This window comes from Paenibacillus sp. FSL F4-0236, assembly GCF_038000135.1.
Classification (GTDB): Bacteria; Bacillota; Bacilli; order Paenibacillales; family Paenibacillaceae; genus Paenibacillus_AQ.
Map to the genome: position 1 here is coordinate 1,116,739 of NZ_JBBOBK010000001.1, position 19,783 is coordinate 1,136,521.

Below are 19,783 nucleotides of genomic sequence, written 5' to 3' on the forward strand. Positions count from 1 at the left end.
TAGTTGAGTGGACGCGAAGCTTCGTAAAACTTAAAGATTATGCTTACGAAGTGAGTTTTACTTCGTAAAACATTTGAGGAGTGAAAAGATGTCTGACAACCAAAAGTTGACTGACGTGATCATGCCGCAGCTGGCGGAATCGCTAGTATCGGCGACGATCGGCAAATGGCTGAAGAAACCGGGCGATCCGGTAGAGCAATACGAACCAATATGTGAGCTTATTACAGATAAAGTAAATGCTGAATTGCCTTCAACGATAGATGGAATTATGGGTGAACTATTGGCGGAAGAAGGTCAGGTTGTCAATGTCGGCGAAGTCATTTGTCGTATTGCCGTGCCTGTGACTGCATCTGCTGCTGCAAACGTGACTAACACTAACACAGTTGCAGCTAATTCCTCTAATAATGTTGCAGAACAAAATGCGACTTCAACTGCTAACGATACGATGCGTGCACGCTACTCTCCTGCGGTACAGACTTTGGCGGCTGAGCATAACATCGATCTGACTTTAGTTATGGGTACTGGTATGGGTGGCCGAATTACCCGTAAGGATGTGCTGGCCTTCATCGAAAGTGGCGGAGCTACATCTCCAGCTTCGATTTCTGCTAGTCAACCAACCCCAGTGGTATCACAACCGCCTGCTCCACAGTTCATTCAAGCCCAAGAGAAGAAGGCGGAAGAGCCTCTTCGCCATTCGGGTCTACATTTGAGCGAATCTCCTCGTATTCCAACAATTGAAGTCGAGGGTGGCCGAGGCAGCAGTTCGGAATACCTGATTGATGTAACACCAATCCGGAATACAATCGCTACAAGAATGCGCCAAAGTGTCTCGGAGATTCCGCATGCTTGGACAATGATTGAGGTAGATGTGACTAATCTGGTCGCACTGCGCAATAAACATAAGGATGAGTTCAAGCGTAAGGAAGGTATCAATCTAACCTATCTGGCTTTCATGATGAAGGCTGTTGTGAGTGCGATTAAGGATTACCCGATTATGAACTCTGTCTGGGCTGTAGACAAAATTATTGTCAAACGTGATATCAATATCTCGTTAGCGGTAGGTACTGAAGATTCGGTTATCACTCCTGTAATTAAGAAGGCCGATCAGAAAAACGTTGCCGGGCTGGCACGTGAGATTGATGAATTGGCACAAAAAACCCGCGAAGGCAAACTGAGTCTGGAAGATTTGCAGGGAGGGACTTTCACTGTAAATAATACCGGCTCATTTGGCTCGATTCTTTCTTATCCAATCATTAACTATCCGCAGGCAGCGATTTTAACGTTTGAATCGATTGTAAAAAGACCTGTGGTCATTAACGATATGATAGGTGTACGGTCAATGGCTAATATTTGTCTGTCGCTAGATCATCGGATTCTGGACGGAGTGATTTGCGGTCGTTTCTTGCAACGCGTCAAGGATAACATTGAAGGATATACCCCAGATACGAAACTTTACTAAAAAATAATAACGAGCCAAACTGTGCAGGCATGAGACTGAAAAAGGGGACCTGACGGTATGAATAATTCGGATATTCGTAAGCTGCAGATTTCATATGACCCTATTATGGAGTATGGGGAGGCTTGGGATCTGCAAAAGGAAAGTGTGCACGCCATTGATGCTGGTGAGCAACCGGAACGATTGATTCTTTTGCAGCATCCGCCTACCTATACTATTGGTTCACAGAATCATCCCGAACATCTTCTTCTAGATGAAGAGCAGCTCAAAGAAAAAGGAATTGCGCTGTTTGAAATCGACCGGGGAGGAGATATTACATATCACGGACCGGGTCAGCTTGTAGGTTATCCGATCCTTATGCTCGGTGAAGAAGGTAAGGTAGATTTACGCGGGTACTTGCGCAGTCTGGAGGCAGTGATTATTGATTATTTGGCATCCTACGGAATTGTAGGGGAACGGAAGCCGGAGTATACAGGGGTATGGGTTGGCGACGAGAAGATCTGTGCCATTGGTGTCAAGTTTAACAAAAGCAAATTCCGAAGAGGGTTTGTAACTAGCCATGGTTTTGCTTTTAACATTTCTGAAGGAATATCTGGATACGGCTTTCAAGGAATTATTCCATGCGGTATCACTGAATTTGGAGTAACTTCCCTAGAGGAGTGTGCAGGTCGTCATTTTGAACTACAAGATGTGGCCAAAGAATTGGTTCCATATTTCCTAAGACACTTTCCTTATGAAGAGCAGGATGAGTTCTTTGGCACTATGGCTTAAGGTTTAATAACGAACTAACAGGCAAGCCAAATAGCGGCAAGGGGGTCCCTAGCCGCTATTATCAATGTTCCTTGTGAAGAGATTATCCTGCAAGGAAAGGCTCGATAACCATAAAGAGCGTAGAGGCAATCATGGCGAACAACATGACGTAGATGAAGATTTTGAACCACTTATTACGTTGCATGAGTAACTCCTTTAGATTTAGTTTAAGTTAATAGCATGAAGATGGATGGTCTTTCTGTACAACCATTGTAACGTATTCACGAAAGAGAGGGAAGTCCAGTGATTTCACAAGACAGATTGATTCAAGAATTTATGGAGCTTGTCCAAGTTGATAGTGAAACAAGAAATGAGCGGCAGATTGCCGATGTGCTCAAGAGCAAATTTAACGCTCTTGGCTTAGAGGTTACCGAAGATGATTCCCAGGAAAGAACTGGACATGGAGCGGGTAATCTGTTCATTACCTGGCCGGCTGAGAACGGTGGATCTGCGCCAAAGTTACTGTTCACTTGTCACATGGATACAGTTGTTCCTGGACAAAATATCAAGCCTACGCTCGGCGCGGATGGATGGATTACAAGTGACGGTACTACGATCCTTGGAGCAGATGACAAAGCTGGGCTAGCTGCACTGTTCGAAGCGATCAGAGTGATTCAAGAGCAAAAATTGCCACATGGTCAGATTCAGTTCGTAATTACTGCGGGTGAAGAATCTGGATTGCTAGGTGCACGTTCGATGGATCCGAGCAATTTGGATGCAGACTTCGGTTTCGCACTCGATTCCAATGGTGAAGTCGGTGCGATTGCAGTTGCGGCACCTACACAAGCTAAGATTACGATGCAAATCTTCGGAAAATCAGCTCATGCAGGTGTTAATCCAGAAGACGGCATCAGTGCGATTCAAGTAGCGAGCAAAGCGATTGCTGCCATGAAGCTTGGTCGGATCGACAACGAAACGACTGCGAATATCGGTAAATTCGCTGGCGGCGGACCTACGAATGTGGTGTGCGATCACGTTCAATTGGACGCAGAAGCACGTAGTATCGTGCAGGAAAAAGTTGGCGATCAAATCGCTTCGATGCGTGAAGCACTGGAGACCACGGTCCGCGAATACGGAGCAGAATGCGAATTCCGCAGTGAAATTATTTATCCGGCGTTCAGCTTTAATGAAAATGATCCAGTGGTACAGCTTGCGCAGCGGGCTATCACTTCTATGGGTCTTACGCCGCGTCTGTTCCACTCTGGTGGAGGAAGTGACGCTAACGTATTCAATGGCTTAGATGTTCCGACCATTAATCTCGCAGTAGGATACGAGCATATCCATACCACTAAGGAACGGATTAAAGCCGAAGATATCGTTAAAGTGGCTGAGCTTGTAGTAAATATTGTTAAAGAGAGTGTGAAGGGCTAACCTTCTTATAAAATAACAGAGCAGCGATCCTACCGTAACGGTGGATTGCTGCTCTGTATTTTTTTATGGGGGGTTTAATGCAGCCAGATTTAGGGGGATCCAAAAAAGTTATTTGAGGCTAAAGGACCCAGATGACGCTATAAGCAAATTTATCGCCTTTTGGGACACCTCTATATTCGGATGCACATGTATGATTAAATCCTAAAGGAGAGAGTGAATTTAACCTGCTTTGGTTGGAATGATCTTGGATTGATCCTTTAGGGAGAGAATGTATGAGAGAGGCATATCGGGCCCATACCGCTCTATCCACCTAGCTAAAATGGCCTTGATTTCCTCCGGTTTACCTACCATTGTAACTGCGGATGAGCTTGTACGGCTGAAGATTTCGTTCATCTGAAATTCCTTCTTTCCCTTTAAGTTTGCTATAATACACCGTATGCACAATAGAGAAAAAGGAGACCAGAAACTTTATGGGAGAACAACATTTGCACAGCAAACCCGAGCTTGATGAAGTGACATTGTCTACGCAGCCTGTTTTTGATGGGAAGATTATATCTTTACAGGTGGACACAGTGAGACTGCCCGATGGAAATACTGCGACACGTGAAGTTGTGAAGCATCCCGGCGCCGTAGCGGTGCTTGCTTTAAACAACAACAAAATGCTTGTTGTAGAGCAATACCGTCAGCCCATGCAACGCACTGAAGTAGAAATTCCGGCTGGGAAGCTGGATAAAGGTGAAGATCCATTAGTTGCGGCTGGTCGTGAACTTCAAGAAGAGACTGGATTTCACAGTGGAGATCTGAAATTGCTTAAATCCTTCTATACTTCTCCCGGCTTCGCCGATGAGATTATTCATTTGTATGTGACAACTAATGCAAAGCCAGGGGATATGTCCCTGGACGAGGACGAATTTCTAGAAGTTTCGGAGCTTACCCTGGAGGAAGCGTATCAATATATGGCTGACGGGCGCATCGCGGACGCGAAGACGATGATGGCAGTGTATGCTTGGCATCTATACACGCTGACAGGCCAATGGAATTAACAACTGAATTGAAAAGTTTCTATTGCGATCTGCATGTTCATATTGGACGAACGTCGGAAGGACAAGCGGTCAAAATCAGCGGTAGCCGCGAGCTTACCTTTGCGGGCATTGCCAAAGAGGCTGCAGAGCGCAAGGGACTAGAAATGATTGGTATTATTGATAGTCATTCACCAGGCGTTCTACGTGATATTCAGCGTTCCTTGGAATCTGGAGAGATGACGTTAGCTGAAGGTGGAGGGATTGCTTACCGAGGGACTACGATCATTCTGGGAACAGAGATTGAAATCCGCGAGCCTGGGCGAAAAGAGTGCCATGTGCTCGCCTACATGCCGGACGTGGAGCGCATGACCGATTTTAGTGCGTGGATGAGCCGCTATATGCGGAATGTGAATCTAAGTTCCCAGCGCCTGTATGCTCCGGCTAGGGAGCTTCAGGATGAGATTTATGGGCGGGGAGGCATTCTTATCCCTGCACATATTTTCACGCCTCACAAGGGCTTGTACGGCTGTGCAGCGGAGCGTATGGCAGACATCTTTGATCTGGATCGCATAGCAGCAGTTGAGCTAGGGCTGAGTGCAGATTCGGAAATGGCGGGTTATCTTTCTGAGCTGGATGACTTCACATTCCTAACGAACTCTGATGCGCATTCACTGGGCAAACTAGGTCGAGAGTATAATGTAATGGCGTTGGCACGACCTTCTTTTGCTGAACTACGACTCGCACTAGAACGTAAGGAAGGGCGTAAGGTAACTGCCAATTTCGGACTTAACCCCCGGCTGGGTAAATACCACCGAACCTACTGCGGAGGTTGTGGCAGTATTATTGACGAAGCTTATGTCACATCGGAACGCTGCCAGTATTGTGGCAGTCTTAAATTGGTGAGAGGTGTATTCGACCGGATCCTAGATATCGCAGACCGCAAGACGCCTCTAGTACCCGCAAGCCGTCCACCTTATCACTATCAGGTTCCACTTGAATTTATACCAGGCCTCGGGAAGGCTAAGATGAACGCGTTACTGCAAGCTTTTGGCACGGAGATGAACATTTTACATGGTTGTGGAGAAGCGGAAATTGCTAGCGTAGTAGGAGAGGATTTGGCGGCTATGATCGTTCGGGCCCGCTCAGGCATATTGGAATTATCAGCAGGCGGTGGGGGAACATACGGTAAAGTCGTACAACCTGGAAAGTAGAGTTATTGTCCTAAGGACAAGTCATATCGCGGGACGTTTTCTCATATGGTGTAACATGTAACCGGAAAGGGGAACGTCTCGATGCGTAATTTAAGGCTGATGATGAAGGAACAGACGCCTCTGTATATTTTTGTCGGCGTATTATTTCTGGTGGGTGTTGTATTTGGAGCTCTTATCGTTAGTGCGCTTACGATGGATCAGCAACAGGAGCTGGGGGATTATCTAGGAAATTTCTTTGTAACGGTTGATCAGCAGGGTCTACCCGCAGCACCTGATTCGTACTGGAGTATAGCGGCCTTAAATCTGAAATGGATTGGGCTGATCTGGATCCTTGGATTATCAGTCATTGGGCTGCCGGGAATCTTGATTCTTGATTTTCTTAAAGGGGTATTGATCGGCTTTACGGTCGGTTGTCTAGTAAGTCAATATTCATGGCATGGAATGCTGTTCGCATTAGTCTCCGTGGCTCCGCACAATCTGGTACTGATTCCTGTGTTGTTAGTAAGTAGTGCAGCGGCGATCGCCTTTTCCTTGCAGATGATTCGTAGCCGAGTGCTAGGACAACGTCGGACACCAGTGACTCGACCTTTTACTATGTACACCATATTGTCACTTGTAATGGCACTGTTGATTCTGGGCATTTCTAGTTTTGAGACCTATGTTACGCCGATCATGATGCGCTGGGTTACGCCTTCACTTGTACAAGCAGTGACTACCTTGGGCTTGCAGTAAAAGCGTTTGACTTCTCAAAGCGACACCCCCTATAATGGAAGAAGTGGTTTGAAGACCGGTGAGGTTATTTTCCAAGGGGGAGGGAGACAATGGAAGCTCGGATAGACAAAATTAAGCAACAGTTACAATCCCAAGGATACAAGCTTACACCCCAACGGGAAGCGACCTTAAGAGTGCTGCTGGAGAATGAGGAAGATCATCTTAGCGCAGAAGATGTTTTTATGCTCGTGAAAGAGAAAGCTCCCGAGATCGGTCTTGCGACTGTATATCGTACCCTGGAACTTCTTAGCGAGCTTCACGTCGTAGAAAAGATTAACTTCGGAGACGGTGTCGCCCGTTATGATCTGCGAACAGATACTGCGAAGCACCATCATCATCATTTAATTTGTGTGCAATGCGGTAGTATGGATGAGATTCGCGAGGATTGGCTAGGTCCGCTAGAAGAGCGACTGGAGAAAGAATTTAATTTCACAGTGCTTGATCATAGACTTGATTTTCATGGGATATGCTATCGGTGTAGCGATAAGAATAATTCAAACGGAAATCCGTCCTAAGTCATCTTATAATGAAATTCACTTCATAAGCTCTCCCCGGTTTTTTTACCGGAGAGAGCTTTTTAAATGATTGGTCTATTGGAGGTATACATATCAGTCCGTTTTGGTGCATAAGGTGAAGGACGAGCAGATCTTAACTGTATGTTAGAGGGAGGCGTCCATATGATCGTTTCTGTGCCCAAAACAGTTCGAAAGCTGTATTTTATGATCATGTTTGTGGCTCTAAGCTATTTGCTCTACAGTGCTATGAGCTGGCTTGGTGAATGGATCAGTCCGATAGAGAATTATGGAATTCCTGAAGGCTCCGCTGTTCGGGCTTTTGATCATGCCGATCGTGGTGATGATGGTCTGGATACAAGACAGCGTTTGCGCTTCTATTACTGGTATGGAGAATGAAAGCTTCGCAGGAAGCAGGAACAAGCGAGAAGAATGTCGAAGAAAACAAGGTGGATTCATGCAGCGTATACTAAATGTACACATCTGCAGAACCCTCATGCTGAATGTGCTGCAGGAAGTCACTATGAGTAGCTGCGCCAGGACAGGAGCGTGAAATAATGAAGTCACACTTGCAGCCGTTTTTACATTATTTGTCCGGAGATAAAGGCTTGTCCCCGAATACACTGGAATCTTACGGTAGGGATGTATCGCAGTTTCTGGAGTTCGCTGAAGAGCGGGGGGCTAGTCAACCTGATGAGATCCGAAGATCGCATGTGATATTATATCTTGGCTCATTACGCGGAGCTGGTCGAGCAACAGCAACGTTGAACAGGAGTGCAGTGTCCCTCCGTGCTTTTTTTCATTATTTGCTGAAGGAACGTTTGATTGAGCAGGATCCAACACTGGACATGGAGACCATGAAGCCTGATAAGAAACCTCCTATGGTGCTTACCATTTCGGAAATAGAGCAGTTATTGGCTGCGCCGGATGTAAGTACGCCACAAGGGATGCGCGATAAGGCTATGCTGGAATTACTCTATGCAACAGGCATTAAGGTCTCTGAATTAATCTCACTTAACGTGGATGATGTGCACACGGATATGAAATTTGCGCGTTGTACAGGAACTTCTGGCAAGGAGCGGGTAGTTCCCATTGGAACCCTTGCAGCTGAGAGTGTAGCGGCTTACACTTCACTTATGCGGGACAAGCTGCTTCGTGATCACCAGGAGGAACCAGCTATGTTCCTGAATAGTCTAGGCGGAAGATTAACCCGGCAAGGCTTTTGGAAAATCATAAAAAAATATGCACGGGAAGCAAACATTGAGCAGGATATTACCCCGCATACACTCAGGCATTCCTTCGCAGCCCATTTACTGGAAGGCGGAGCAGATTTGCGTTCCGTACAACAAATGCTGGGTCATGCCGATATTTCGACGACTCAGATTTATAACGGTATAGCCCGTAAGAATATGAAGGAAGTATATGAGAGCCACCATCCTAGAGCTCGATAATTCTGCTTTAAAGATGCTTTTTGTGAGTAAGATGGTTATGATGGAATCATACTGAAAGGATAGACTGGGGAATGATCCGCAGGTTATCTTTTAGCAGAAACGGATACCTGATAAGCGGTACATTGTATCGCTAGCTTCGGAAGCGTATGTCTTCTGGAAGACGGTACAGCCGTTTCTTCTTGTTGGTACGAAAGAATATCTACATTAAAAAAGGAGTGAAGACAACAATGTCCTCATTTAAACGAATTGGTTTTATTGTTCTAGATAGTGTTGGTATCGGTGAAGCGCCAGATGCTGCGAATTTCGGTGATGCTGGGTCGCACACGCTTGGTCATATATTGGATCGTGTTCCTGGTTTGAAGCTTCCTAATCTCCAGAAGCTCGGGTTAGCTAATATTGCTCCGCTGCCACCGCTAGAGCCTGTAGCTTCACCAACAGGTTACTACGGAAAAATGCAGGAAGTATCTGTAGGCAAGGATACGATGACCGGACACTGGGAGCTAATGGGGCTGAAGATTGAGGTTCCTTTCAATACGTATCCTGACGGTTTTCCAGCAGAATTGATTGAGAAGTTCGAAGCGGCAACTGGTCGTAAGGTAATCGGGAATAAACCGGCTTCCGGAACGGAGATTCTTGTTGAATACGGCGAAGAGCAAATGAAAACCGGTGCTTGGATTGTCTATACCTCTGCGGACAGCGTATTCCAGCTTGCTGCACATGAAGATATCATTCCACTCGAAGAGCTGTACAGCGCTTGTAAAATAGCCCGTGAGCTGACGATGGCTCCAGAATTCTCGGTTGGTCGCGTGATTGCTCGTCCATATGTTGGCGAACCAGGGAAATTCGTTCGTACGCCAAACCGGCATGACTATGCTGTGAAGCCGCCAGAACCAACAGTAATGAACGCGCTGACTGATATCGGTAAGGATGTTATCGCGGTTGGTAAGATCAACGATATCTTTACAGGAGAAGGAGTTACGGCTTCTTATCCAACGAAGAGCAATGAACATGGAATCGAAGTTACTATTGAGCAGCTTCGTCAACCGTTTGACGGTTTCCTGTTTACGAATCTGGTGGATTTTGATTCTTTGTATGGACATCGTCGTGACCCAGAAGGATACGGTCGTGCACTGGAAGTGTTCGATCAGGCCCTGCCTGAAATTCTATCTACGCTCGGTGAAGATGATCTATTGATTATTTCTGCAGACCATGGTAACGATCCGATCCATAGTGGAACTGACCATACCCGTGAATATGTACCGCTCTTAATCTATAGCCCGCGGTTTAAACATCCAGAAAGTTTGGGCATTCGTGAAACCTTCTCTGATGTAGCTGCAACCATTGCTGATAACTTTGGTGCGAAGGCGCCGCAGTATGGGACAAGCTTTTTAGCGAAACTGCAATAAAAGGGTTGTGGGTTGCTCCACAACATCAATGAAGGAGGATCATCCATGAGCGCATTAACTCAAAAAGAAATTCAAGAAGCAGCCATTTATATAAAAGACAAATGTCCGGTGGCTCCGGAAATTGGATTGATCCTTGGTTCAGGCCTCGGTGTGCTTGCAGACCTTATTACTGATGGAGTAAGCATTCCATATGATGAGATTCCTCACTTTCCTGTTTCTACTGTAGAAGGACATGAGGGCGAGCTATTAATTGGTATGATCGAAGGCCGCCGAGTCGTGATGATGAAGGGCCGCTTTCATATGTATGAGGGTTATGGACCGGAGGTAACGGCATTCCCTGTACGAGTTATGAAAGAGCTTGGTATAGCCAGTTTACTAGTAACGAATGCAGCTGGTGGAGTGAACACTGATTTCACGCCGGGTGATCTTATGCTTCTTACGGATCATCTTAATATGACTGGAAGGAATCCTTTAATAGGACCTAATGATCCTGCACTTGGTGTGCGCTTCCCGGATATGTCGACCGCCTACAGTCGTCGCCTGATCCAGGTAGCGAAGGAAACGGCAGCTCAGCAGAATTTCGAGTTCAAAGAAGGCGTATATGCAGGTCTATTGGGACCTTGCTACGAAACGCCTGCTGAAATCGTAATGCTTCGTACGCTAGGTGCCGATGCTGTGGGCATGTCTACTGTATCGGAGACCATTGTTGCTCGTCATGCAGGTATCGAGGTATTGGGCATCTCCTGTATTACTAACATGGCCGCGGGAATCCTGGATCAACCTCTCAATCATGAAGAGGTGATGGAAACTGCAGAACGTGTGCGTGAACGTTTCTTGAAACTGGTCTTAGGCTTTATTCCGAAAATGTAATTTCGGGCACTGCATTTTGAATTACTGGGAGGTCATCTTTATGACACAAGTGATTAAATTTAAGCCATTGACGCATGAACAGGTAGTTAATGTAACTAAACCAAAATATATCGGATTTGCTCGCGCAAATGTCCGTGAAATGCAGGTGTAAAATGAGAGCTGTCGACATTATTCAGAAAAAAAGAGACGGTGGAGAGCTGAGCCGTGAGGAAATATCCTTTCTAATTCAAGGCTATAGTAAAGGTGAAGTTCCTGATTATCAACTTGCCGCTTGGGCCATGGCGGTTTATTTTCAAGGCATGAACGCACGGGAGACCGGCGATCTAACGATGGAAATGGCGATGTCCGGTGATCAAGTGGATCTGAGCCCAATCGCAGGCATTAAGGTTGATAAGCACTCCACAGGTGGAGTGGGAGATAAAACCACCGTGGTGCTTGCACCGTTGGTAGCCTCTGCTGGAGTACCGGTAGCGAAGATGTCCGGCCGCGGACTTGGGCATACAGGAGGTACACTTGATAAGCTGGAGTCGATCACTGGCTTTTCTATAGAGATGGATCGCGAGCGTTTCTTTGATCAAGTAGGGGAGATCGGAGCTGCCGTGATCGGCCAGTCGGGCAACATTACACCCGCTGACAAAAAGCTGTATGCCCTTCGGGATGTAACGGCAACTGTTGAATCCATCCCTCTTATTGCAAGCTCAGTGATGAGTAAGAAGATTGCAGCGGGTGCAGACGCCATTGTACTGGATGTCAAAACCGGCAGCGGTGCTTTTATGAAGACGCTTGATGATTCTATTGCGCTTGCCCAGGCTATGGTGGATATCGGCACCCATTTGGGTCGTAATACCGTTGCGATCATCAGTGATATGGATCAGCCACTGGGTTATGGGATCGGAAATGCGCTGGAAATTAAGGAAGGAATCGAGACCTTGAAGGGTCACGGTCCTAAAGATTTGCAGGAAGTCTGCCTTATTCTGGGCAGTCAGATGCTTGTTCTTGGCGGTAAAGCCAAGGATGAAGCGGAGGCTCGTTCGATTCTGATGACACATATTGAAGATGGCACAGCGCTGGAGAAATTCAAACAGATCGTGAGTGCGCAAGGCGGAGATGTTTCGCAAATCGATGATCCGGAGAAACTCCCTGCTGCTAAACGATTCATTGAAGTGAAAGCGAAGACTAAGGGTTACATTGAGGGGATTCAAGCAGAAGAAATCGGCATTGCTGCTATGCTGCTTGGTGCAGGACGTGAAACCAAGGAATCTGTAATAGATTTGGCTGTAGGTATTCAACTCTCTAAAAAAGTTGGAGATGCTGTAGAGATTGGGGATACACTTGCAGTATTGCATATCAATGATGCCAGTGATAAGAAAGTAGAGGAAGCTGAGGGCAAGGTGCTGGAAGCTTACCGTATTACTTCTGAATCGGTTCCACCATTGCCACTGGTATTCGCGCTTGTTACGAAGGATGGAGTAACACGGTACTAGCCAAGGAAATGTAATTATTTTCATGACAAAGACCTGAAATAGAGAGTAAAATAGCGAGCCTCCGTTAATAGGAGGCTCGCTGTTTTACGTTTTTGACGGAGCAGCTACAAATGCTTATCGATAAGATTGAAAATCTGAGAAGCCCCGCTGCTTGTATTACATAATACGACCACAGTCTCTCCACTAGCCGGATAGAAAGCCGATCGGAAGGAAACACCGGGATCGTAGCCCATAATGTGAAATTTGAACACTTTTTCTTCTCGGAGGGTTATCCATACACCATAACCATAATAGCCTTCACCATCCACATGTATGTGGGGAGTAAGCAACAATGAAGTGAGTACTGGACTCAAAAGGGTATGGTTCATTAGCCCATTCCAGAATAACTGCATGTCAGGAGCGGTTACGAAAGCTCCACCGTCAGCGCCTCCTTTTACCGGGATTGAATAGATGTTGCTTCTCCAGCTACCGTTCTCTTCTTCTATGTATCCTAGTGCACAGTTGGCTGGTAAGGCATCTAACGTAAAGTAACCGGATTGCTCCATTCCGCAAGGCTTAAAGATGTGAAGCTCCACATAATCGGAAAAGGACATTCCACTCAATTCCTCCACCAGAAGACCTAGCACGATATATCCGGCATTGTTGTAGTGGAAACGTTCACCAGGGGTCCACATCATGGGGAGGTTTCTAAACATCGGTACAAAATCTTCCAGTTGCCGTAAAGTGTACATAGGTTGTGTCTTCCACAGTTCTTCGAAGTCATCCATGATTGTTTCATCAAAATAATCTGGAATCCCAGAGCTATGCGTAAGCAACTGATGTATGGTGATTTCAGAACTAAAGAGAGGGAACTCTACCTTCTTCAGATAGTCTGATAATCTGCTTTCGAAAGAAATCAATCCTCTTTCGACCAGTTGACAGACGGCAATTGCTGTGAATATTTTACACCCGGAAGCGATCCCGAACCGAGTATGAATATTGTTTTCGCGCTTATCCGACTTATTGGCATAACCGTGACAGCTGCTGGCGATTTCTTTATCATATTGTTTTGCTAGTACTACGCCTGAGAAATCGTTCTGTTTTGCTTCTGTCTCAATATAAGTTTCTAGTGGGTTCATTCGTATATTCACTCCTCTGTAAGACAGTATAGGTTCTTAGTTAGCATTCGTTGAAAGTCTACGATTTACCTTTAAAAGTCCTAAAATGAGAGCTAAAAAAATGGAAATACTTTAAATTTGAAATATTATTTAATCTCCCCTATAATAAAAATGCTCTGCAACTGCTGCTGGGCTTTTTTTAATTGATGACATCCTTACTTCTTGAGATAAATAATTGTGGTTATTTCCTTAAAAATGGAATAATTTTCACCCTTTCTGACGAAACTGGAACACAGTACCTGTGATATGAAGGTTAACGTTCAGGAGGGGAACCATTGTGAGAAAAATGCGTTTTGCTGTGCTTGTGCTCTGTATCGCTGTATCGGTTCTAGGACCTATGTCAGGCGCTTATGCAGAAGAAAAAACCAAGGACTCTGGCAGTAATGCTGCCGCTGTAGACCTCGCACCGGGAGCGCGTTCTGCTATTTTGATGGACGCTGGTACCGGAACCGTTATTTATGAGAAGAACAGCCATGATAAGCTGCCTCCCGCAAGCATTACGAAGATTATGACAATGTTACTAACGGTGGAAGCGCTGGATGAAGGAAGGCTGCAGCTGACTGATAAGGTGCGAACAAGTGAATATGCGGCTTCTATGGGCGGATCGCAGATTTTTCTGGAGCCTGGTGAAGAAATGTCGGTAGACGATATGCTTAAAGGTATCGCTATGGCTTCTGGTAATGATGCTTCTGTGGCGATGGCGGAGAAAATAGCTGGTTCAGAGAGTGCTTTTGTCGATCTGATGAATAAACGTGCAGAGGAACTGGGTCTAAAAGATACCCATTTTGCCAACTGCAACGGTCTTCCAGCCGCCAATCACTATTCCTCAGCTTACGATATTGCGGTCATCAGTCGTGAGCTTTTGAAGCATGATCAAATTATCAAATATACCGGTTCCTATCAGGATTACTTACGTAAGGATTCAACCAAACCGTTCTGGTTGGTGAACACGAACAAGCTAGTGCGTTTCTACACTGGTGCTGATGGTTTGAAGACTGGTTATACTGCTGAGGCAAAATTCTGTCTGTCCGCTACAGCAGCAAGAGATGGCTTACGTGCTGTCGCTGTTGTGCTAGGCGAGCCGAACACAAAGACACGCAATAGTGAAGTGTCAGGCATGTTCGATTACCTGTTCTCGCAATATAAAGTACACACGATCCACAAAGAAGGAGATGCCATCGGCACCCTAAAGATTGAAAAGGGCGTAAAATCTGAGTTGCCGATAACAGCCAAAGAGACGTACAGTGTTCTTTTGAAAAAAGGTGTGACTCAAGAAGGCATTCGCCACGAACTAGTATTGCCGGAAAGCGTGAAGGCTCCAGTAGCTGAAGGTCAATCTGTGGGCAAGCTAGTGGTCTACCAAGGAACCCAAGTGATTAAGGAGTATGAATTAAAAGCAGGGGAAGCTGTGCCGAAAGCAGGCTGGTGGAAGCTCTTTAAACGCACAACAGGCTCGATGTTCGGCGTAGATTAAAAACAGTTTTTTTGTAGATTACCCCCATGTACTCTGTAGATTCATAGGGGTTTTCTTCTAGTTTTGTCGTGAGGCAGGATTCCTGATTTGCCGCGTAGAAAACCTTGTCCTTGAAGGGAATAGGTACTGTCTTTCAAGGTCAGTTTTCAAAGCAACGAAGAGGAGAGTGGCAAGCATGAATTCTCATGTGGAGATGGAGCATCACAGGGGTGTGTTGATTGTCCGTTTATCAGGGGAGTTGGATCATCACGCAGCCGATTTTGTAAGAATGGATATGGATGAAGCGATTATGCGTGGTCAGGTATCGCATTTGGTTCTTAGTCTTAAGCATCTGCAGTTTATGGACAGTTCAGGCCTAGGCGTGATTCTGGGAAGGTATAAACTGATCCACAGTAAAGGTGGAAAAATGGTTGTGTGTGATGCAACGGCACCTGTGAAGAGGCTGCTGGAAATGTCAGGCCTGTTCAAAATCATGCCCCTATATGACGACGAGAGTACTGCACTCTCGGATTTGGAGGTTGCGTTATGACAAATAGTAAGGCTGGTAACTTCATGAACGTGCAGTTCGCTGCACGCTCGGAGAACGAATCGTTCGCGCGTGTAGTCGTAGCGGCGTTCGTTTCCCGGCTTGATCCTACGATGGACGAGCTGAATGATCTGAAGACAGTCGTGTCGGAAGCGGTCACCAACTGTATTATTCATGGGTATGATAGTGATCCGGAAGGTATTGTGACCATTTCGGCATCGCTGGACAACGAAACGGTACATCTAACCATTGAGGATCAAGGACGGGGCATTGAGGATTTGGAGCTGGCCCAACAGCCGCTGTATACCTCTAAGCCAGAGCTGGAGCGGTCGGGCATGGGCTTTACTATTATGGAGAATTTCATGGATGAATTTGAAGTCACTAGTGAACCGGGACACGGTACTTCTATCTCAATGAAGAAAACCATCGTCTCGAAAAAAGCTTTATACAATTAGGGGTTGGAGCCATGGATGCAGAGTCAAAAAAAGCTCCGCCGACCTATTTGGACGATGCGGAGGTCAAACGTCTTATCGCGCTCAGTCAGGCCGGAGATAGTCTTGCCCGTGACACGCTTGTAAGCTGTAATATCCGACTGGTCTGGTCGGTAGTACAGCGGTTTATGAACCGCGGGTATGAGCCTGACGATTTGTTCCAGATCGGTTGCATTGGACTCCTGAAGTCCGTTGATAAATTTGACCTCAGCTATGAGGTCAAGTTCTCCACTTATGCGGTGCCGATGATTATCGGTGAGATTCAGCGCTTCCTTCGTGACGATGGCACCTTGAAGGTCAGTCGTTCCCTTAAGGAAATGGCTAATAAAGTTCGTAAGATGAAGGATGAAATGTCTAAAACGCTTGATCGTCTGCCTACGATTGGTGAAGTTGCGGAAGCGCTAGGAGTTACACCGGAAGAAGTGGTATTCGCTCAAGAAGCCAATAAACCACCGACCTCTATCCATGAGACGGTGTTTGAGAATGATGGAGATCCGATCACGCTGATTGATCAAATCGCTGACGAATCACAGGAGCGTTGGTTCGATAAGCTGGCATTAAATGAAGCTATCGGAGGCCTCAGTGAACGTGAACGTCTGATTGTCTATCTTCGCTACTATCGTGATCAAACGCAGTCGGAGGTCGCCAGTCGTTTAGGGATCTCTCAAGTGCAGGTATCCCGGCTGGAGAAGAAAATATTGCAGAATATCCGTGAGCAGATTGCTCAGTAGGATAAAGTTATTCATGTAATGACGCTTGTAAAATAGCGAATTAGAACAAAAAGCCGCCCCGAAAAGGGGGGGCTTTTTATGTGGAGGTGATCTTAATATGCATTCACTCGGTGACGAGAATGTGATCACATGGTCTATGGATATGGAAGAAAATCTGCTGACGATGTCGAGAATTTTAGAGGAATGGGCTGGTTGCACAAGTAAGACTAAACAGCACAGCCCTAGTTTTTTACGGGAACTTGTGAATGTAGTGGATCGTGATCGATATGATGCCTACATGGAAAGATTAAATGCTGGTCATATCAGTAGTCTTGAGTATCGGATGCAACTACCTACTGAAGGACTGAAGTGGGTTCAAAATATCGGCACGCCTATCCTAAATAAGGAGAACAAGGTCTGCCGAATTGATGGGGTTATGCTGGACATTACTGAACAAAAAATGGCACAAATTCAATTAGAAAGCACATTTTCTTTGTATCAACAGATGTTCTCTAATCTAGATGTGGCGGTTTGGTCTTACGATTACGTATCTAAGAAAGTGTTATTTATATCGGATGCCATTCTCAATATCACCGGTTATTCCGTTGAGCAGGCAAAAGAGGATGATTTTTGGCTTCGTATTGCTTATAAGGAAGAAAACCCCTTGATTCAAGAGATCATATCATCAGTTGGTCAAGGGATTCCACAACTTAGTGAATATCGAATTATCCACGCAAGTGGTGAGCCTCGATGGCTACAGGTCAGAATCATACCCAGTCTAGATGAATCCCAAGCGGTAGTTCGGCTTGATGGGATCTTGGCAGATATTACTGAAAGAAAGTTAATGAAGGAGGCTTTACTCAAAAGTGAACAGCGCTATAAATCCTTATTTGACTATAACTCAGACGTCGTATGTGAGGTGAATCTGCAAGGTAATATTTTGGCAATCAATTCTGCGGCACAGCAAATTACTGGAGAAGCTTTAAGTATGGTCGGAGAGAACTTGTCCATCATGAATCTATTTGGAGTAGAAAATATAACGAGGATGTCGGATTATTTCGGAAGAACAGTACGGGGATCTGCTCAGCATTATGTTGTTGCCTCTTCGCGTAAGGATGGATCAGTGAGCCACTGGACTATGAAAAACATCCCAATTTATGTGAATAGTCGTATTGTGGGTGCTTTTGTTGTCGCTAAAGATATAACATCAACAGTAGAAGTAGAACAAAAGCTGGCACAGCGAGAAGCAGAGTACAGACTAATTATTAATAACATGAAGGATATGATGGGGGTTTTGGATCAAAAAGGTAATTTCATTGTAGCCTCGCCTTCCTGCGAAACCCTAATCGGTATTCCTGTAGGTTTAATCAAGGACACTACCATCCTAGAGTATATCGATCCAGATGAGCAAGAAAGCTTGCGTGAACAGATATCAAATATTTTTCGGACAAAAGCAAGCAAGATGTTTTACAATCGTTTTATTCACACAAAAGGTTATATCTTAAATTTAGAATGTCTTGCTACTCCTGTTCTAGGTGAGGATGGAGAAGTAATGAGTATCGTAATTGTAGCAAGAGACATTACTAAGAGAGTCCAGATGGAAAATGAATTAAGGGAAAGCGAGGAGTTCAATCAGCAGCTGATCAAGATGTCGCCTGAAGCGGTTGTTCTGCATAGCGATTATAAGTTTGTTTATGTAAATTTCTCTTGTCTTGGATTATTTGGAGTTAGCGATGAGAGTCAATTGATCGGTAAAAATATTTTCATTTGGGCGCACCCGGAGTATCTGCGGCTGTCGAAAGAACGCATGCGAGAGATCTATAAAGAACCCTATAAGATCTTAGCTCCTATTGAACAAAAGGTCGTACGTTCAGATGGAACGATTATCGATGTAGAGGTAACAGCTAGCTCCATTTTGTACAAAGGAAAAGTCGCATGTATCTCTATATTTAGGGATATTAGTGATCGAAAAAAAGCAGATGAGGACAGAGAACATACAGAGCAGATTATTCGAGAGAGTGAGGAACGGTATTTTCGCCTGCAAATGAGTCTCGATCAGTTCTCCCAAGATCTTTTTGGTGTGATGAAGATTAGTCATATGGAGCAGCGGTTACTTAGAGAAGTCAGAGAAACTCTGCAGATATCAAATATAAAATTTATCGCAGTTGAATCTAACCATGATAAATTATGTGAAATTATCGAGACTGAGCAAGGGTATTCACTCAAGATCGGGGAGTCCCGAGGAAAAAGCTACTTGCTATCGATTAACGAGAAGACGCTTTTACTAGAAATCGGCTCTATTCGAGTGTGGCTTGAGACGATTACCCGTTATGTCAGTGTTCTCTTTGATCATTTTTTGCTTATCGAAGATTTAACGAAGGATCTTGAGCTAGCAGCTTCCAAGCAAGTGGCTCCTACATGGCTTCTCCGATTTATGTTTAATTTGTCCGAGAATGAGCGAAAAAGACTTGCCCAGGACTTACACGACTCAGCGCTTCAAGAACAGATTATCTGGTATCGTAAGCTGGATTTTCTTTTAGGTGAAAGGTCCATTAATGGGGAACTTAGAGAACAACTAGAACAGATCTCAGAAGGTTTACTTGATGTTATTTATCAACTGCGGATTATTTGTAACGAGCTCCGACCTCCTGCATTAATCAATGAAGGTCTTATCTCCTCGCTGGAGACGTTGTTTGAATTTACGCAGCTACGTACCAACTATCAGATTTATTTCGAGTCTGAAGGGTTCACGCATAAGTTAGATGATGAAGTGCTTATAGGTCTGTACCGTATTGTGCAAGAGCTTTTAGCTAATGCAGCAAAGCACTCTTTTGCGACAGAAGTCTACATCACCTTAGCTAGTGAAGACAATCATATTCATTTGGATTATAAAGATAACGGAATCGGAATGAATTTATTTGGTGAGGATTCACTTACAAGTATGGGGATTTATGGGATGAAGGAAAGGGTTCGAAGTATGGATGGGTCAATAGTATTCCGATCGCCAGATAAAAAGGGATTAGCGGTCAATATATCTATACCTGCAGATTAATCATGCGGC

The 19,783-nt window shown here is 45.1% G+C and carries 20 protein-coding genes; 17 read left to right on the plus strand and 3 right to left on the minus strand.

Features of this window, described 5'->3' with window-relative positions; genetic code table 11:
- Window positions 1–88: 88 nt before the first annotated feature.
- The gene (locus tag NSQ29_RS05040) at window positions 89–1,459 is read left to right on the plus strand and encodes a dihydrolipoamide acetyltransferase family protein (RefSeq protein WP_341124492.1); all 1,371 of its coding nucleotides are present in this window, start codon (window positions 89–91) and stop codon (window positions 1,457–1,459) included.
- Window positions 1,460–1,516: 57 nt separating this feature from the next.
- On the plus strand, window positions 1,517–2,227 hold the full coding sequence (lipB, locus tag NSQ29_RS05045; protein ID WP_076284505.1) for a lipoyl(octanoyl) transferase LipB: 711 nt from the start codon (window positions 1,517–1,519) through the stop codon (window positions 2,225–2,227).
- An 82-nt stretch (window positions 2,228–2,309) separates the two neighbouring features.
- On the opposite strand, the gene prli42 is transcribed toward lipB, so the two are convergent.
- Window positions 2,310–2,411: a stressosome-associated protein Prli42 gene (prli42, locus tag NSQ29_RS05050; protein WP_094872112.1), complete on the minus strand. Its 102-nt coding sequence runs from the start codon at window positions 2,409–2,411 to the stop codon at window positions 2,310–2,312.
- Window positions 2,412–2,509: 98 nt separating this feature from the next.
- Between prli42 and NSQ29_RS05055 the strand changes: the two genes are divergently transcribed.
- Entirely contained in the window at window positions 2,510–3,637 is a 1,128-nt protein-coding gene (locus NSQ29_RS05055; RefSeq protein ID WP_339266270.1) for a tripeptidase T, read from the plus strand.
- Between the two features lie 219 nt (window positions 3,638–3,856).
- Here the strand turns inward: NSQ29_RS05055 and NSQ29_RS05060 are convergent, their stop codons facing one another.
- On the minus strand, window positions 3,857–4,030 hold the full coding sequence (locus NSQ29_RS05060) for a hypothetical protein (RefSeq protein WP_179085764.1): 174 nt from the start codon (window positions 4,028–4,030) through the stop codon (window positions 3,857–3,859).
- 77 nt (window positions 4,031–4,107) lie between these two features.
- Between NSQ29_RS05060 and NSQ29_RS05065 the strand changes: the two genes are divergently transcribed.
- From NSQ29_RS05065 to NSQ29_RS05105, 9 genes are all read left to right on the plus strand, one after another.
- Window positions 4,108–4,680, plus strand: a complete 573-nt coding sequence (locus NSQ29_RS05065; RefSeq protein ID WP_076299537.1) for an NUDIX hydrolase — start codon at window positions 4,108–4,110, stop codon at window positions 4,678–4,680.
- Entirely contained in the window at window positions 4,671–5,870 is a 1,200-nt protein-coding gene (locus NSQ29_RS05070; protein ID WP_341124493.1) for an endonuclease Q family protein, read from the plus strand. The genes NSQ29_RS05065 and NSQ29_RS05070 overlap by 10 nt, the downstream gene beginning before the upstream one ends.
- An 81-nt stretch (window positions 5,871–5,951) precedes the next feature.
- Window positions 5,952–6,602 (plus strand): stage II sporulation protein M, encoded by a 651-nt coding sequence (spoIIM, locus tag NSQ29_RS05075; RefSeq protein ID WP_076284509.1) that lies wholly within the window; start codon window positions 5,952–5,954, stop codon window positions 6,600–6,602.
- Window positions 6,603–6,691: 89 nt separating this feature from the next.
- Window positions 6,692–7,156, plus strand: a complete 465-nt coding sequence (gene fur, locus NSQ29_RS05080; RefSeq protein ID WP_042129744.1) for a ferric iron uptake transcriptional regulator — start codon at window positions 6,692–6,694, stop codon at window positions 7,154–7,156.
- 162 nt (window positions 7,157–7,318) lie between these two features.
- Entirely contained in the window at window positions 7,319–7,552 is a 234-nt protein-coding gene (locus NSQ29_RS05085) for a DUF4227 family protein (RefSeq protein ID WP_188114651.1), read from the plus strand.
- A gap of 158 nt (window positions 7,553–7,710) precedes the next feature.
- A complete protein-coding gene (xerD, locus tag NSQ29_RS05090) occupies window positions 7,711–8,604 on the plus strand; it encodes a site-specific tyrosine recombinase XerD (RefSeq protein WP_042190365.1) in 894 nt (297 codons plus the stop codon).
- A gap of 227 nt (window positions 8,605–8,831) precedes the next feature.
- Entirely contained in the window at window positions 8,832–10,010 is a 1,179-nt protein-coding gene (deoB, locus tag NSQ29_RS05095; protein WP_042190363.1) for a phosphopentomutase, read from the plus strand.
- Window positions 10,011–10,055: 45 nt separating this feature from the next.
- Window positions 10,056–10,880 (plus strand): purine-nucleoside phosphorylase, encoded by an 825-nt coding sequence (locus NSQ29_RS05100; protein ID WP_076284512.1) that lies wholly within the window; start codon window positions 10,056–10,058, stop codon window positions 10,878–10,880.
- 152 nt (window positions 10,881–11,032) lie between these two features.
- Window positions 11,033–12,364, plus strand: coding sequence for a pyrimidine-nucleoside phosphorylase (locus NSQ29_RS05105; RefSeq protein WP_341124494.1), 1,332 nt, complete (start codon window positions 11,033–11,035; stop codon window positions 12,362–12,364).
- 104 nt (window positions 12,365–12,468) lie between these two features.
- Here the strand turns inward: NSQ29_RS05105 and NSQ29_RS05110 are convergent, their stop codons facing one another.
- Window positions 12,469–13,482: a serine hydrolase domain-containing protein gene (locus tag NSQ29_RS05110; protein ID WP_341124495.1), complete on the minus strand. Its 1,014-nt coding sequence runs from the start codon at window positions 13,480–13,482 to the stop codon at window positions 12,469–12,471.
- A 376-nt stretch (window positions 13,483–13,858) separates the two neighbouring features.
- Between NSQ29_RS05110 and NSQ29_RS05115 the strand changes: the two genes are divergently transcribed.
- From NSQ29_RS05115 to NSQ29_RS05135, 5 genes are all read left to right on the plus strand, one after another.
- A complete protein-coding gene (locus NSQ29_RS05115; protein WP_231573502.1) occupies window positions 13,859–14,995 on the plus strand; it encodes a D-alanyl-D-alanine carboxypeptidase family protein in 1,137 nt (378 codons plus the stop codon).
- 175 nt (window positions 14,996–15,170) lie between these two features.
- Entirely contained in the window at window positions 15,171–15,524 is a 354-nt protein-coding gene (spoIIAA, locus tag NSQ29_RS05120) for an anti-sigma F factor antagonist (RefSeq protein WP_042129729.1), read from the plus strand.
- Window positions 15,521–15,976 (plus strand): anti-sigma F factor, encoded by a 456-nt coding sequence (spoIIAB, locus tag NSQ29_RS05125; RefSeq protein ID WP_042129726.1) that lies wholly within the window; start codon window positions 15,521–15,523, stop codon window positions 15,974–15,976. Before spoIIAA ends, spoIIAB begins: the two co-directional genes overlap by 4 nt.
- Window positions 15,977–15,987: 11 nt before the next feature.
- Entirely contained in the window at window positions 15,988–16,743 is a 756-nt protein-coding gene (gene sigF / locus NSQ29_RS05130; protein ID WP_042129724.1) for an RNA polymerase sporulation sigma factor SigF, read from the plus strand.
- Window positions 16,744–16,840: 97 nt separating this feature from the next.
- The gene (locus tag NSQ29_RS05135; RefSeq protein WP_341124496.1) at window positions 16,841–19,774 is read left to right on the plus strand and encodes a sensor histidine kinase; all 2,934 of its coding nucleotides are present in this window, start codon (window positions 16,841–16,843) and stop codon (window positions 19,772–19,774) included.
- The last annotated feature ends 9 nt before the right edge of the window (window positions 19,775–19,783 follow it).

Excerpts from the sequence above, each read along its gene's own strand:
- NSQ29_RS05070 (WP_341124493.1), top strand. The coding sequence starts at position 4,671 with ATGGAATTAACAACTGAATTGAAAAGTTTCTATTGCGATCTGCATGTT.
- NSQ29_RS05110 (WP_341124495.1), bottom strand. The coding sequence starts at position 13,482 with ATGAACCCACTAGAAACTTATATTGAGACAGAAGCAAAACAGAACGAT.
- spoIIM (WP_076284509.1), top strand. The coding sequence starts at position 5,952 with ATGCGTAATTTAAGGCTGATGATGAAGGAACAGACGCCTCTGTATATT.
- deoB (WP_042190363.1), top strand. The coding sequence starts at position 8,832 with ATGTCCTCATTTAAACGAATTGGTTTTATTGTTCTAGATAGTGTTGGT.
- NSQ29_RS05115 (WP_231573502.1), top strand. The coding sequence starts at position 13,859 with ATGTCAGGCGCTTATGCAGAAGAAAAAACCAAGGACTCTGGCAGTAAT.
- sigF (WP_042129724.1), top strand. The coding sequence starts at position 15,988 with ATGGATGCAGAGTCAAAAAAAGCTCCGCCGACCTATTTGGACGATGCG.
- fur (WP_042129744.1), top strand. The coding sequence starts at position 6,692 with ATGGAAGCTCGGATAGACAAAATTAAGCAACAGTTACAATCCCAAGGA.
- spoIIAB (WP_042129726.1), top strand. The coding sequence starts at position 15,521 with ATGACAAATAGTAAGGCTGGTAACTTCATGAACGTGCAGTTCGCTGCA.
- NSQ29_RS05060 (WP_179085764.1), bottom strand. The coding sequence starts at position 4,030 with ATGAACGAAATCTTCAGCCGTACAAGCTCATCCGCAGTTACAATGGTA.
- NSQ29_RS05105 (WP_341124494.1), top strand. The coding sequence starts at position 11,033 with ATGAGAGCTGTCGACATTATTCAGAAAAAAAGAGACGGTGGAGAGCTG.
- lipB (WP_076284505.1), top strand. The coding sequence starts at position 1,517 with ATGAATAATTCGGATATTCGTAAGCTGCAGATTTCATATGACCCTATT.
- xerD (WP_042190365.1), top strand. The coding sequence starts at position 7,711 with ATGAAGTCACACTTGCAGCCGTTTTTACATTATTTGTCCGGAGATAAA.
- spoIIAA (WP_042129729.1), top strand. The coding sequence starts at position 15,171 with ATGAATTCTCATGTGGAGATGGAGCATCACAGGGGTGTGTTGATTGTC.
- NSQ29_RS05085 (WP_188114651.1), top strand. The coding sequence starts at position 7,319 with ATGATCGTTTCTGTGCCCAAAACAGTTCGAAAGCTGTATTTTATGATC.
- prli42 (WP_094872112.1), bottom strand. The coding sequence starts at position 2,411 with ATGCAACGTAATAAGTGGTTCAAAATCTTCATCTACGTCATGTTGTTC.
- NSQ29_RS05040 (WP_341124492.1), top strand. The coding sequence starts at position 89 with ATGTCTGACAACCAAAAGTTGACTGACGTGATCATGCCGCAGCTGGCG.
- NSQ29_RS05065 (WP_076299537.1), top strand. The coding sequence starts at position 4,108 with ATGGGAGAACAACATTTGCACAGCAAACCCGAGCTTGATGAAGTGACA.
- NSQ29_RS05100 (WP_076284512.1), top strand. The coding sequence starts at position 10,056 with ATGAGCGCATTAACTCAAAAAGAAATTCAAGAAGCAGCCATTTATATA.
- NSQ29_RS05135 (WP_341124496.1), top strand. The coding sequence starts at position 16,841 with ATGCATTCACTCGGTGACGAGAATGTGATCACATGGTCTATGGATATG.